At 51.5% G+C, this 16,079-nt stretch carries 4 protein-coding genes; all 4 read left to right on the forward strand.

The window, feature by feature from the left end:
* Positions 1 to 12: 12 nt before the first annotated feature.
* The 4 genes from AC07N2_RS08475 to AC07N2_RS08490 all read left to right on the forward strand — a co-directional run bounded on the left by AC07N2_RS08475 (position 13) and on the right by AC07N2_RS08490 (position 16,056).
* Positions 13 to 1,701, forward strand: a complete 1,689-nt coding sequence (locus tag AC07N2_RS08475) for a methyl-accepting chemotaxis protein (protein ID WP_494778135.1) — start codon at positions 13 to 15, stop codon at positions 1,699 to 1,701.
* Positions 1,702 to 1,890: 189 nt separating this feature from the next.
* Positions 1,891 to 3,591 carry a methyl-accepting chemotaxis protein gene (locus tag AC07N2_RS08480; RefSeq protein WP_494777838.1) on the forward strand — a complete coding sequence of 567 codons (1,701 nt, stop codon included), beginning with the start codon at positions 1,891 to 1,893 and terminating at the stop codon, positions 3,589 to 3,591.
* 628 nt (positions 3,592 to 4,219) lie between these two features.
* Positions 4,220 to 11,929: a DUF7933 domain-containing protein gene (locus AC07N2_RS08485; protein WP_494777839.1), complete on the forward strand. Its 7,710-nt coding sequence runs from the start codon at positions 4,220 to 4,222 to the stop codon at positions 11,927 to 11,929.
* The gene (locus AC07N2_RS08490) at positions 11,926 to 16,056 is read left to right on the forward strand and encodes an OmpA family protein (protein WP_494777840.1); all 4,131 of its coding nucleotides are present in this window, start codon (positions 11,926 to 11,928) and stop codon (positions 16,054 to 16,056) included. Before AC07N2_RS08485 ends, AC07N2_RS08490 begins: the two co-directional genes overlap by 4 nt.
* Positions 16,057 to 16,079: the final 23 nt, after the last annotated feature.

Raw genomic sequence — 16,079 nt, forward strand, 5'->3', positions numbered from 1 at the left:
TCTGAGGAAATGATGTTCAATAATTTATCAATCAAGATGCGCCTCATCGGCACGATGCTTTTCATGGGAATGATGCTGATCGTAGGTGGTGCGATGGGCGTGTTTGGCTTGCAAAGCACGAACAACTCATTGAAGGATGTCTATGGTAATCAACTAGCATCTACTATTGCCATCAATCTGTCGATGACGCGAATGTTCCAGGCACGTTCAGCCATTGATCGTATCGTCCTTAAACCGGATGCGCCTACTGTCGGTGACTTGATCGCGCGCTCAGCAACGCTGCGAGCCCAATCTGATGCGGCGTGGAAGGATTACTACGCCTTGCCTATGAATGCGGATGAAAAGAAACTGGCTGATATCGTCACCGAAAAACGCAATATTTATGTGCGTGATGGCGCACTTCCTCTGCTCGCTGCGGTACAAGCCGGGCGCCATGCAGAAGCTAGCGAGCTCATGTTTACAAAGACCTCACCTTTATTCACTGATATGCGTGAGAGCGCAGAGACGCTGACGGACTTTCAATTGAAGGTTGCCGCTGCAGCGTATGAATCCAGTCAATCCATGTTTAGCATGTTCCGCATTGCGGCGATTGCGGGTGTTTTGTTTGGATTGTTGGCTGTTTCAGTATCAGCGTTCTTCCTGATCCGCGCGATCATGCAACCGTTGCAAGAAATGCTTGGTCATTTCGGTGCGATTTCTTCTGGTGATTTGACTAGCCGTATCGAAGTCAAATCCAAGAATGAAATGGGTGTGTTGATGAACGGCCTGCAAAAAATGCAGACTAGTTTGACTGAAACGGTACATAACGTTCGCCAAGGCAGTACTGCGATCAGTACTGCGACCACACAGATCGCAGCAGGTAATCTGGATTTGTCCAGCCGTACTGAGCAGCAAGCCAGTTCACTGGAAGAAACAGCTTCGTCGATGGAAGAGCTGACCTCGACTGTGAGACAGAACGTCGACAATGCCCGCCAAGCCAATCAACTTGCGGCATCTGCTTCCAGCGTTGCAGAAAAAGGTGGTGCAGTGGTGTCGCAAGTGGTCGATACGATGGAAGACATCAATACTTCTGCCAAAAAGATCGTGGACATCATTGGCGTTATCGACGGCATTGCCTTCCAAACCAATATCCTGGCCTTGAATGCTGCAGTGGAAGCCGCACGTGCTGGTGAACAAGGTCGTGGATTTGCCGTGGTGGCGAGTGAAGTGCGTAATCTGGCACAACGCTCGGCTGCTGCTGCAAAAGAAATCAAAACCTTGATTGGTGACTCTGTCGGTAAAGTAGAGATCGGCAGCAAGCTGGTCGGTGAAGCTGGCGTCACGATGGAAGAGGTTGTTCACAGCGTTAAGCGCGTAACCGACATCATGTCCGAGATCATGGCCGCGAGTCAGGAACAAAGCGCCGGCATCGAGCAAGTGAATCAGGCTATCGGTCAGATGGATCAAGTCACGCAGCAGAATGCCGCGTTGGTAGAAGAAGCTGCAGCTGCAGCGGAATCGCTCAACGAGCAAGCAATCAAGCTGGCAGAAGCCGTCAGTGTCTTCAAACTGGATCGCATGGAAGCGTCGGCACCAGCGAAGAGAGCAACAAAGATCGCTGCGGTGACACCTGCCAAACGTGCGATTGCAGCACCTGCACCAGCGCATAAGAAAGTTTCGAATGGCGTAGCGGCAGGTGGTGATGACTGGGAAGAGTTTTAAGTTATTACTTGCTGTAATCAGGTAAGCGCTGTGCCGCTTGCCTGATCAATCTTGTTACGGTCGGGGACACATCTTGTTCTCGACCGGTCTGGACAAATCGATGGCCTTATCTGCAATGGAAAAAACACAGCAGCATGGCGATACATCGTTTACATCACCTTCCAAATCCTCCCTCATCTTAAGTAAAAAATGCAAATAACGAATTTAAAAATCGGCGTACGGCTGGGCATGGCGTTCGCCGTCGTGCTGGCATTGATGGCATCCATGATAGTGATTGGTGTCTGGCGCCTGCAAGAAGTTGCGCAAGCAACTGTGCATATGGAAGCTGCTGCACAGACGGAGCGTTTATCGCATCAATGGTATTTAGGTAATATCGCCAATGCGGTGCGTACTACGGCACGTGTAAGAAGCAATGATGCTGAAGTACAGAAACAATTCCAGACCGAGATGGAAGCACAAAGTATCGAAATCACCAAGCTGCAAGATCAAATCAGTAGCAAGATTCAAAGTGATGAAGGCAAAAAACTGATGAGTGTGGTGGGTGACAAGCGCAAGGAGTATATGGACATTCGCAAGGATGTCTTCAAGCTCAAGGGCGAGAGCAATGCCACCGCTGAGGCAACGGCAAAAAAACTGATCGCAACCAAGATGGATCCAGCATTGGATTCTTATAACCAATCGGTTCTGGCTGTGGTGGAGTATCAGCAAGGTATTTTCCAGAAAGCGAAAACTGCTGTCGATGATTTGTATGTATCTGGTCGCGCTGTATTGATTACCTTGGGAACGATTGCATTGGCACTGGGTGCTTTACTCGCCTGGTTGCTGTCGCGCAGTATCACGCGTCCCTTGGGATATGCGGTCGAAGTCGCACGCACGGTTGCTTCGGGTGATCTGCGCAACAAGATTGAAGCCAAGTCGAACGACGAAACAGGGCAATTGCTGCAAGCGTTGAAGGACATGAACGACGGTTTGGTCAAGAGTGTGAGCGAAGTCAGAACTGGCATTGATACCATCGCGACAGCATCGAGCCAGATCGCTGCGGGCAATCTGGATTTGTCCAGCCGTACTGAAGAGCAAGCCAGTTCACTGGAAGAAACAGCATCCTCGATGGAAGAGCTGACTTCAACCGTGAAACAGAATGCAGACAATGCACGCCAGGCCAATCAACTGGCTGTATCTGCCTCCAGCGTTGCAGAAAAGGGTGGAGCGGTCGTTTCGCAAGTAGTCGATACGATGGAAGAGATCAATTCATCCGCCAAGAAAATTGTGGACATCATTGGCGTCATCGATGGCATTGCATTCCAGACGAATATCCTGGCCTTGAATGCGGCGGTGGAAGCAGCACGTGCCGGTGAGCAAGGACGCGGATTTGCAGTGGTGGCGAGTGAAGTGCGCAATCTGGCACAACGTTCAGCTGCTGCCGCAAAAGAAATCAAGGCACTCATAGGCGATTCCGTTGATAAAGTCGAGACCGGTAGCAGACTGGTGGAAGAAGCTGGCGTGACGATGGACGAGGTTGTGCAAAGCGTGAAGCGCGTGACCGACATCATGTCCGAGATCATGGCGGCGAGTCAGGAACAAAGCGCCGGTATCGAGCAAGTGAATCAAGCCATCGGTCAGATGGATCAAGTTACGCAGCAAAATGCCGCACTGGTGGAAGAAGCGGCGGCCGCCGCTGAATCACTCAATGACCAAGCAGCCAAGCTGGCTGAGGCCGTTAGCGTGTTCAAGTTGGATGGCGTGGAAGTGTCTGCGCCGATCAAACGAACCGCAAAAATCTCAGCGGTGGCATCGCATCGTTCGCCTGCCCAACGTACGATCGCTGCACCCGTACGTCAAAAAGTTGCGAATGGCGCAGCGACAGGTGGCGACGATTGGGAAGAGTTTTAATCGTCTGATCTTTGCATCTCTTTAAAAAGGCCGGGTTCTTACCCGGCCTTTTTTATTTTCTGCCGCCATTTTCTCGACTATCGTTTTTCGTTTTCTTTGCTTGCTTTTCTCATGCCCGTGCAATGCAGCATGTCTGATTATTTCCTTTCTCATTCATCTTCAATATCTAAAAATATTTCCATATGGAAATAAAATTCAGCTGGATAGTGATCACTACTTGTTGTTTGGATGTAACTCAGTGCTTTGCGTTTACATGTGTGCACGGTGTGTTGTTTTGCATGCGATAGACATCATTCTTCTTCCAGCTTCTCTGTACTTCACTTCTTTTCTCTTCGCGATTTTCTACGCGTCCTCATAGCAGTCTCAGGATTTGTCAGCCTTTCCATTTTGAAACTAATTAACCTCCGGCAACGATTGCTGCGTGGGTGCTTTTAACCGTCTTTTCCCGTCACTCCCAACACCTCATTTTTATTTCTGTTTGCAAATGTTTGCGAACGTTTACATGCGGTTTCCGAGGGGGAACTTTATATTCCGTTCGGCAATTCCCTTGCATCAAATCAATTATTTAAACAGCAGATTGTTGCGACCTCGTGTTTAGAAAATTATTTAAAAAGTAGATAGGCCTGTCATGTTGCGTTCCCCATTTTTTGCCGGATTCTCTTCCCTTTCTGTGTTGCGCTCAGCGTCATTGGCTGTGCTGATCGGTGTGTTGCCGATGTCTGCATTTGCGGCATTGACGGCCTCCGTGACGACGCCGGACCCTTCTTCATTTTTCCCTGGTGAGGTGAGAGTCTTGCGCATTACTTTGTCTAATAGCGTAGGCACGCAGATCGATAACACTGCATTCGATAATAATTTGCCAGGGACTTTACCTAATGGTTTGAAGATCGCAGGTACACCTACTTCTACTTGTGGTGGCACGCTAACAACGGTGCAGGGCACGCAACAAATCAAACTGGTGAACGGGATTATTCCTGCATCAAGCAGTGGCACTGATGGCGTATGTACGATCGATATTCCTGTGACGGCAGGGACTTCGACAGGAACGGCAGCCAGCTATGATTACCAGCTTGCCAGTGGTGCAGTAACGGGGGTCGAGGGGCTTGCTGCTGTGGCAAACAGTGGTTTAGTCACACAAACATTTGGTGTAAAAGCCTTGCAACAACCGCAAATTGCGAAATCGTTTGGTAACTCCACACTCATACTTGGCGGTACATCTACACCGTTGACGGTGACAGTCACGAATCCGAATTCGGTCGCCATCGGTAGTTTCAATATTTCCGATGCCTTTCCTCAGCTTGGTGCTGACGCAATTATCAAGGTGGCAGCAGTACCGAATGCGACGGCAAGTTGCAGTGACGGTTCTACACCCGTATTCAGTGCTGGCGCTGGCGTCAAAACAATAAGCGGTTCTGGTTCATTGCCGGCAAGTGGCAGTTGTACCTTCACTGTCAATGTCGAAGCAAATCAAACGAATGGTGCTTACACAACCGGGGCACAAACCAATCAGATTAATCGTACTAGCGATTTCAGTACGGGTTTGGGTATGCCGGCAGCTGCGAATGCAACTGCAACGATCACGGTACGTTCACCATTGCAGGTTAGCAAGGCCTTCTCGAAAACGGCACTTTCCAGCGGTGAGGCCGGCAGCTTTCAGATCACTCTGAAGAATGATGGTAATACGGCACTGGCTATTACCAGCTTTAGCGATACGCCTATCGATGGTGTGGGCGGAGCGACCGCGACTAAGGGCTTGCTGGTTACCGGCGCATCTAATACATGCGGTGGCACAACGACGAATACTGCAGTCGGCATTACGCTCACTGGCGGCAGCATCCCCGCTAACGGTACTTGTACCGTCACCGTCAATTTCACCGGCAGTGTTCAATTAACCGGCGTACCCGTTACTTATACAAATTCTCTGGCTGAAGGTGCGGTCAATGTCGGCATTCCGGCAATACGCAGTCAAGAGGCTTCAGCGACCATTTTAGTTGCCGATGATTTGCGCATCTTGAAGAGTGCAACACCTACAGTCGTCGCACCGGGTAATCCGATTCAATACTTGGTTACGGTGGAAAATTACGGTGTAGGTGTGATTAACAACGTCACTGTGACCGACTCGTTCAGCCATGGTCAAACTTATTTGACCGGCAATATCAATGGCATCAACTATTCACCGACAGTGGAAGGTGCTGGTTGCGGAACGTTAAGTTCCACCAGCGTGGTCGGTGCGACTTCTGCTGTTCTTGTGCTCAGTTCCGTTGCCGGACGCAACACTATCAATGTGCCGGGTACCTGTACGGTCAAATTCTGGGCAATGACGTCGCTGACAGTCAATACCTCAACCGCCAACACGATTGATGCCGGTGGCGTTTGTTACAACAACGGCGCTGGAAACGTATGTAACGGTAGTCCCTCAAATCCAACAAATCCTAACAATACGGTAGCTGTTCTTGCTGCGACAAAGGCATTTGCTGAATCGGCTCCGGGCGTCAATACTTTTTCTGAAGGCACGGTCGTTCGTATGACGATTACGCTGAAGAATAAGTCAGCAAATCCGCTGACCAATGTAAGCATCTCCGATACCTTGCAGCTCGCGAATACTGGTGGTGGGCAATTGCGTATTGCAACACCGTCGAATGCCGCCAGTACTTGCGGTACTCCGACGATAAATGCTGTTGCCGGTTCCACATCGATAGCAATGAACGGCGGGACGGTACCAGCGCGGGCAGATGGTGGAACCGGTGCCGATGGCGCGTGCGTATTACTCGTTGATGTGGTTGGGCCGGCAGGTGTTTATCCAAATACAGCCACGGTCGGCGGCACTGAAACATTGGCTGATAATCAAACGCGTGCGCTCGTACCGTTTGCGACGAACACGCCAAGCCTGACGTATACATCTGCACTAACTGCAAACAAAAGTTTCAATCCAGCCAGTATCGCCTCGAGTGGTAAATCAACTGTCACGGTTCAACTTTTAAATTCCAGCACTCTGCCGCTGACTAACGTCAAGGTAACGGATCCGCTGCCAGCCGGCATGGTATTGGCAACGCCGCCTAAGGCGTATTCAACATGTGCCGGTACACCTGTGATTACAGGTGCCGCGGGCGATGCAACTATTTCTCTTGCAGGAGCCAACATTAATGCTGGCGGCAATTGCTCGCTTTTGTTTGATGTTGTGGCAACTGGCAGTACCAATTGGGTCAACAGCATTCCTGCGAATGGCATTCAAGCCGATGGTGGTGTACGTAATGTCGTGCCGGTGACGGCGACATTGACGCGTAATGCGTCAACTAATCTGACGATTTTGAAATCGACCAATCCGTCTACCTTGACCTTCCCAGGGCAAGTAAGTCAGTTGACGATCGATATCAACAATGGCACGCAAGCAGTTACCAATATGGGCGTGACAGATTATTTCACTACGGATGGCACGGCAGGTGCTCCTAATAACGGTTGGGTCATTACAGCTAATCCATCGGCTACAACGACTTGCCCTGGCGGCAGTGTTGTGGCGATTCCGGGATCACGCTCGGTCAGTCTGAGTATCGCGACCTTGGCAGCTAATGCTGCTTGTTCGATCAAGGTTAATGTCACATCAAATGTTGCCGCTGGTGTGACCAACGTGATCCCGGCCGGCGCATTGCATACCGATCAAGGTTTGACGAACAGCAGTCCTGCATCAACCAGTTTGGCGACCAGTAGCAATGTCGGGATCGAGAAACAGTTCATACCGAATGTAGTGAAGCCGGGGGAACGTTCACGTTTGCGCATTACTTTCCTCAATCCTACTTCGCAGCCTTTGAGTAACCTGAGTGTTATTGACGTACTGCCAGCGAATATTAGTGTACCTAGCGGTGCGAATCCGACATCGACTTGTCTCGGTGCGACGGTTTCTTCTTCGGTGGTAAGTGGTTTGCATCAAGTGAAAGTGAGCGGCGGCAACTTGATCGCGGCAACAGGCTTGACCGCAGCTAGCTGCGTGGCAGAAATCGATGTGTTGGTGAATGCCGCAGGCGATTACGTGAATACGATCCCGGCGAATACAGTCATAGGTTCGTCTGGCGGTATCCCGGTAACAAATAAAGATCCCACCAGCGATACCTTGCGCGCCAGAGCGCCACTGACAGTACACAAAGCATTTAGCTTGCGTACGCAAGATAGTGGTAATCCGAGCGGCTTTACAACCGGCGTTGATAACAAGGCTGCAGGTGCAGTCGCTGTATTGACACTGCGTTTTGAAAACAGCAATACCGCGCCACTGACTGGATTGGGCGTGAATGATGCCTTGCCGACGGGATTAGTGGTCGCACCAACGCCGGGAGCCAGCACAACATGCGCGGGCGGTACGGTAGTGGCAACAGCATCTGCCACCAGTATTCGCGTGGCTGGTGCAACAGTGCCGGCCAACGGCTTCTGTCTTGTGACGGTCAATGTGCTGAGCAATATTTCCGGCACATATCTCAATACGATTCCAAGTGGAGCGGTGACAACGAACGAAGGCATCGTCAATGAAGAGCCGACGAGTGCGAAATTGATCGTGTCTACACCGCCTACGGTGGGCAAGCAATTTTCCCCTGCTGTGATTCCAGCAGGGGGCAAGTCGCGCTTGAGCATTGTGATCGGTAATGACAATGCATCGGTAATGACCTTGACGGCCAACTTCGACGATGTACTGCCGATTGCACCGGGTCAAATCAGCGTGGCTACACCGCCAAACTTGGCGACCACTTGCGGTGGCACGGTCGTGGCAGCTGCGGGTGCAACGAGTGTGCGCCTGAATAACGGTGGAACGATCCCGCTTGGTGGTTGCACCATTGATGTTGACGTCACTGGTATGACGGCAGGTGCGCATACCAACAATATTCCTGCTGGTAGTTTGAAAACAGATTTGGGTAATAACCAACAGCCTGCGAATGCAGTGTTGACCATCAGCACACAAGGTTATGTGTCCGGCAAGGTATTCAAGGACAACAATGTTGTACCGAACGGCACTTTCGAAAATGGTATCGATACGCCGATTGCAGGATCAGCAATTGAATTGCATGCAGGTACGAATTGCAGCGGTGCACCGCTTGCAACTGCGGTCACCGATACCTTGGGTAATTATACGTTTTCCGGTTTGGCGGCAGGTCCATATACCGTTTGTCAGCCAGGCCAGCCAGTCGGTACGACGAACGGCATTACAACAGCTGGAACGATCATCAATCGCAATAGCACGACGGGCACTGTCGGTATCGCTTCCAATCCGACAACAAGCAGCAGTCGTATCAGTAATATTGTTTTGAACGATAACGGTACTGGCGATGTAGCGGGTTCTGTTAATAATAATTTTTCCGAAGTTGCACCTTCCTCTATTTCAGGAATGGTCTTCAAGGATATTAATAACGACGGCATCAAGAATGGCGCCGATACACCGCTCGCCGATGTGGAAATAAGATTGAGCGGCACCGATATCTATGGTGCTACCGTTAATCTGACCACGACGACGGACGCTAGCGGTAATTACACGTTCAGCAACATCTTGCCGGGTAATTATTCGGTCATTCAGCCTACGCAACCACCAGGCACGTCGAACGGCAAGACGGTTGCCGGTACGGTGCCCAATGGCGGAACACCGGGTACAGCAACTGCACCTACGATTCCTGTGAGTGCGATCAACAACATCGTCTTGCCGCCGAATACGACTTCTCTCAATAACAATTTTGCTGAGTTGCCGAATAGCGGAAGCATCTCTGGTCTGGTGTTCCTCGACTTTAACGACAATGGTTTGGTTGATGGCAATGATCACGGTATCGGTGATCAAGTCATTAATTTGACCGGTACGGATGAGAACGGCTTCGCCGTCAGCAGAACGACTACCACTGCAGCAAATGGTACTTACAGTTTTACCGGCTTGGCTGCAGGTACGTATACGATTACGCAACCGGTACCGCAAGCAGTAGGAACAATCAACGGCAAGACGATCGCTGGCAGTACTGGCGGTACCGCCACGCTGCCGGCTGTTGCTGTCTCATCGATCTCCAATATCCCACTCGCATCTAACGGCGTATCGGGAGATAACAATTTTGCTGAAGTACCTGGCGCTTTCCCTGATCTGGCTATCGTGAAATCGCATGCACCAGCCAGCTTTGCTGAAGGTTCAAGCACAGGCATTTACACGGTCAATGTATCGAATATCGGTGCAGTTCCTTCGACAGGCACGATCACAGTCGTGGATACCATGCCGATTGGTATCACTGCCGTGGCGGCAAGTGGTACAGGCTGGATTTGTACCAATGCGGTGACGTCGGTGACGTGTACTACGGATAGCGTTATCGCTTCTGGTGCGAATGCTCCTGCGATCACGATTCGTGTCGCTGTGGCTGTTGGAACTGCAGGACAAATTCTGGTGAACACTGCAACCGTCGCTGGTGGTGGTGAACCACCTGGCTTTGAGAGCAATAACAAGACAACAGATCCAACGGCAATTGCGCAACCGGCTGCGGTATCTGGTCACGTATGGCTGGATCAAAACCATGATCGCATCAAGAACGATATCTCGCCGCTGGAGCGCATAAAAGGTTGGCGCGTTGAATTAATGTTGAATGGCTCGGTCATTGATACGGCCATTACTGACGATAACGGTGCTTACGGCTTCCCTAGTGTGACGCCATCGACCGGTTACACCATCCGCTTCCGTCATCCGACGACCGGCATGATTTTCGGCGGCGTGATTCCGAATGAAACCGGCGCGACCTTTATCAGCGGCGATTTCAACCCGACCAGCAGCCCAGGTAACAAGGGCGGCGCAGAACTCGGAGACGGCACGCTGAAGAATCTGCGTCTATTGGCCGGCGAATCGTATCCGCAACAAAGTTTGCCGCTTGATCCTGCTGGCGTGGTTTATAACTCGGTGACGCGTGAGCCTGTGGGCGGTGCAGTGGTAACGATCAATGGCCCGGCTGGATTTAATCCTGCAACTCATCTGGTTGGTGGTACAGCGAATTTTGTGACAGGTGCTGATGGTTTCTATCAATTCTTACTGAACGGTGCGCCGAGCGGCATTTATTCGCTGACGATCACGACGTACCCAGGCGGTTACTTGCCATCGCCATCGACGATGATCACAGGATGTACTGCAACGTTGACGGTAACGCAGAACCCTAATCCTGCACTGGTACAAAACAACAGTCTGCCGCCAACGAATGCAGCGCCTTTGCATGACCCCGCTACTTGCGCTGCAAGCAGTGCGGCGATGGGTATGGGCGCTGGATCGACGCAGTACTACTACACGTTTGTGCTGGATGGAAACTCCGCCAACGTTGTCAACAATCACATTCCACTTGATCCGGTTCTGGGTGGTGCGATAGTCATGACGAAGAGCACACCGCTGGTGAATGTGGTGCGTGGCGATCTGGTGCCGTACACGATCACGGCGACCAATACGCTGGCCGCAGCGCTGACAAACATTAATGTCGTGGACGTGATTCCAGCTGGTTTCCGTTATCGCACCGGTTCGGCTTCATTGAACGGTGTGAATACAGAACCGGTAGTGACCGGTCGCAGCCTGACATGGGCTAACCAAACCTTCAAGGCTGGTGAACGCAAAACGTGGCGCATGTTGCTAGTGGTTGGTACCGGTGTATCCGAAGGTGAATACATCAATCGTGTTTCGGCCTTGAACAATACCGTCAACACGCAGGTATCGAATACAGCGACAGCGACTGTTCGCGTTGTGCCAGATCCTACTTTCGATTGCTCCGACATCATCGGCAAGATCTTCGATGACAAGAACGCCAACGGTTATCAGGACCAGGGTGAACCTGGCATTGCGAATGTACGTATTGCGACTGCACGCGGTTTGCTGGTGACCAGCGATCAAGAAGGACGTTTCCACGTTGCTTGCGCAGCGATTCCAAATGCGGATCGTGGCTCCAACTTTGTGATGAAAGTCGATGAACGTACCTTGCCTTCCGGCTATCGCCTCACAACGGAGAACCCGCGCGACGTTCGTGTCACGCGCGGAAAGATGGTCAAGCTCAATTTTGGCGCAACAGTACATCGCGTAGTGCGACTGGAATTATCCGGTGCGGCATTCGTCGGCGATGGTACAGAGTTGCAAGCTTCCTATATCTCGCAGTTGGAGAAATTGCCTGAGCAACTGCAATCGCGTCCTACGGTGTTGCGTATCGCATACCGCCAAGGAAAAGAATCCAAGGATCTCGCCAAGAAACGTATCGCTGCCGTCAGTGAGCGAATACAGCGGATGTGGAAGGAGAAGCGAAAGATAGATGACAAGGAAAGCGAGCCGCTTGTGCCACTCATGATTGAAACAGAGTTGGAGGGCGCACAATGAAGCTCCGTCCACACACCATCGCACTTGCGATAAGCATGTTGTTCACCGGTCCATCTACATGGGCCGATACGGAAGTCAACGGTAAGCGCGTCGATAATGGCCGCATCGATTTGTATGCTGTGCCACCACCGACGGAAATGCAGCCTGCGATTGCCTATCCGATGCCATCTGGCGTCACGCGTGAAGAAGCGACAGCGATGCGTAATCGTGCCGCGCAAATTCCGGCAGCTCCAGCTGAGATGAATAAATCTTTGCAAGAGGCAAAAGGTCTCAGCCTATTTGTTTCCGGTAAGGCAGATTTGACTGCATCGGCCAAGGCATCGATAGAGGCGTTAGCGGAAGAGATACGCACAAGAAAAGGTGCCATCTCCGGCATGCGTATTGCAGTCGTTGGTCATACCGACAATCAACGCTTGTCGCCAAATGCAAAACGCATCTTCACTGACAATCAAGGTTTGTCGGAAGCACGCGCGTTGGCTGTGACCGCCTATCTGAAGCAGTTGCTGAATAATCCTGCGATCACGTATTCGATAGCAGGCAATGGTGAAAGCAAACCAATTGCATCGAATGCCACGCCGGAAGGCATGGCGCGCAACCGTCGTGTCGAGTTGCAAGTCTGGTTTGACGCTGCGGCACCGGTGGTTGCTGCTGTGCCGAAAGCAGCAGCTTGTTCACCGCAGGCAGTTGGATCGCCGGATGCGCCTTTCCGTATCACCATTGATGGCGTGCCTGTCGATGGCATTGCCGCAAATGAGGCAGATGGTCAGCGTTGTACCGACGTTGCGCTAGAGCGTGCAGACATCCAGGTTCGTTACGACAGTCTGGCGATTGCACCGACGATGAATATCTGGGCAACGCCTAACGCAGCAGTGAAGGGTGAACCGGTAGAGTTCCGTGCATGGTCTAACTACATTCCATGGATCAAGAAGACGGAATTACGTCTATTCCGTGCTGGACAAAAGACACAGGAAAAACCGTTTGAAATCCTGCCAGTGTCATGGAATGGTGTGACGAATTGGACCGTGCCTATGAACACGAAGGATGACCAAGTCTTTTATCTATTGCGTGTGTATGACGCACAAGGTCGTTTCGATGAAACCAGTTTGAAGCCGCTCAATCTGCTGAATCGTGCGATGCCGGAAAATGAAGACAAGGACAAGATAGAACGTGAACGTTTGACCGGTTATGGCGAGAACAGCCTGGCACTGCGCAATATTCCAGTGACGGGCGGCACCGTGACCGTCAATGGCAGTCATCTGAAGCAGGATCAGCGTATCGAAGCGCTGGGTTTGGAACTGCCTATCGATGCACAAGGCAAGTTTGCGATGAAGCAAATCATGCCGGCCGGTCCGCAGTTTGTTGAAGTGACACTGAAGGAAGCAGACGGTAGTGCCAATACCTTCCGCCGCAATCTGAATATCGCAGCCGACGACTGGTTCTATCTGGCCTTGGGCGATCTGACAGTCGGCAAGAATCAGGTAGCAGGACCGATCAAATTGGTGACCGGTGATACCGATCATTATGACAATAAGGTTTATGTCGATGGTCGAGCAGCGTTTTACCTGAAAGGGAAAGTAAAGGGCGAATATCTGCTGACAGCTTCAGCCGATACGCGCGAAGGTCCGTTCAAGGATTTGTTCTCGAACTTCTCTAGTAAAGATCCTAAGTATCTATTGCGTAGCATAGATCCAAATCTGTATTACCCAGTTTACGGCGATGACAGCACAACGGTGGATGACGCACCTACGCAAGGCAAGTTCTTCGTTAAATTGCAAAAGGGCGATTCGCATGTGATGTGGGGTAACTTCCAGACCACATGGACAGGGACCGAGCTGATGCAATATTCGCGTGGGTTGTACGGCGCGCAATTGCGTCATCGTTCGGAAAACGCAACGACCTATGGCGAGAAGCAGACGCAGATCGACGCCTTCCTCGCCGATCCTGGCACGCTGTCTTCACGTGAAGAATTCCGCGGTACGGGCGGTTCCCTGTATTACCTGCGTCATCTGGATATCACGCAAGGTTCTGAACGCATCTGGGTTGAAGTACGGGACAAGGATTCCGGCATGGTGATCGAACGTCGTGAGCTGGCACCAGCGCAGGACTATGAAATCAATTACCTGCAAGGTCGCATTCTGTTGCAGTCGCCTTTGTCCGCAACTGGTGGCAGCGCCGGATTGATCATGACTTCTGCCGTTGGCGGTAATCCGGTCTATCTGGTGACGACGTATGAATATGCGCCGGGCGTCACTGCGATCAATAATCTGTCGACTGGCTTCCGTGGCAGTCAATGGCTCAATGATCATGTGCAGCTTGGTATCAGCAGTTATCACCAAGGTGAAGATGGCACCAGCCAAACGCTGAAAGGTATAGACGGTACCTTGCGTTACAAGCCGGGCACCTGGGTCAAGTTTGAGGCAGCGCGTTCGCAAGGTCCAGGCAGCGGTGCCCAGACATCGATCGATGGCGGTTTCGGTTTCAATACCTTGAATAGCGGCGGGATACAAAGCGCCGGTGCGCAAAGGGTAGAAGCTGCGGTTGATCTGGCTGAAGTCACTGATGGCATGAAGGGGAAATTCTCTTCCTATGCGCAGAATAGAGATAGAGGTTATTCCGCACCTGGCCAGATCGGTGTTAGTGGCGAAGCAATCAAACAGCATGGTGTAACAGCTGATGTTGAAGTTGTGGTCGGTACACGCTTACTGGTCAAAGCGGATCAGCGCAATGGCGATTTGCAGGATAGTAAGAATCTGGAAGTCGCAGTGCGTCAAACCGTTAACCCGGAATGGGATGTGGCAGTTGGTGCACGTATGGACGATCGCAGCAATGTGGTTGCCAATGCCAGCCCCTTGTTGTCACAAACTGGTTCGCGTACTGATGCGCAAGTACGTGTCGGCTATAAACCGGAGCGCGTCGGCGGAAAGCCGGGTGAAAAGGAAAATTGGGAAGCCTACGGTTTTGTACAAGCGACGGTGGAACATGATGCAACACGCGATGCAAATAACCGTGCTGGTGTCGGCGGTGCTTTGCAGGTGAGTGAGCGCGTCAAGTTGCTGGCAGAAGTATCAGACGGCAATATGGGTCTGGGCGGCAAGGTCGGTGCCGATTATCGTTTATCGGATCGTAGCAATGCTTATCTGACCTATGCGATGGAAACCGAAAGTCCTGATATCGCATGGCGCGGTCGTCAGGGAACCTTGGTGTCGGGTGCCAGCACACGCGTGTCGGATCAATTGCGCGTCTTCGGTGAAGGTCGTGCCAGCAACGGTGCCGGTCCGCAAAGCCTGACGCAGGCTTTCGGTATGGATTGGGCACCTAACGATAGATGGAACTGGGGCGCGAAAGCAGAATTCGGCACAGTCTCCGATCCATTGGCTGGCGATCTGGAGCGTCGCGCACTCGGTGGTTCGGTCGGCTATAAAAAAGACGGCTTGAAGTACGGCGGTAATCTGGAATGGCGTCATGACGACGGCAATGTCTCCGGAAAACGCACGACCTGGTTGATGCGCAATACGCTGGGTTATCAAGTGGATGCGGCATGGCGTATTTTGAGCAAGTTGAATATTTCTCGCTCAAGCAATAATCAGGGCGCGTTCATCGATGGCAATTATCGTGAATTCGTGTTGGCAAGTGCCTACCGTCCGGTTGATAACGATCGCTGGAACACATTGTTCAAATACACGAACCTGAACAACGTACCGACCAGCGGTCAATTGACACCATCCGGCCTGACGGCAGATTACGCACAGCGCAGTCAGGTGTTTGCGATCGATACGATTTACGATTTGTTCCCCTGGTTATCGATAGGCGGTAAATACGCATTCCGTATCGGTGAATTGAAAATGCCGGTAGCCGGTGGTCAATGGTTCTCCAGTCGTGCCGATTTATGGGTGCTGCGTGCCGACTTCCATCTGGTCAAGGAATGGGATGCCTTGGTCGAGTTCCGTAATCTGCGCGCAACGGAGGCACAAGATGCCAAAGCTGGTGCACTGGTCGGACTTTATCGTCACTTCGATAAAGGTATCAAGGCAGGTGTTGGGTACAACTTCACCAATTACTCGGATGACTTGACTGATTTGTCGTACCGCAGTCGTGGCTTCTTTGTGAACGTGCTGGCAACCTACTAATCGGCTGCTACATAAAAATAGAG

It is taken from the genome of Herminiimonas sp. GW821-FHT09C12 (assembly GCF_059416385.1).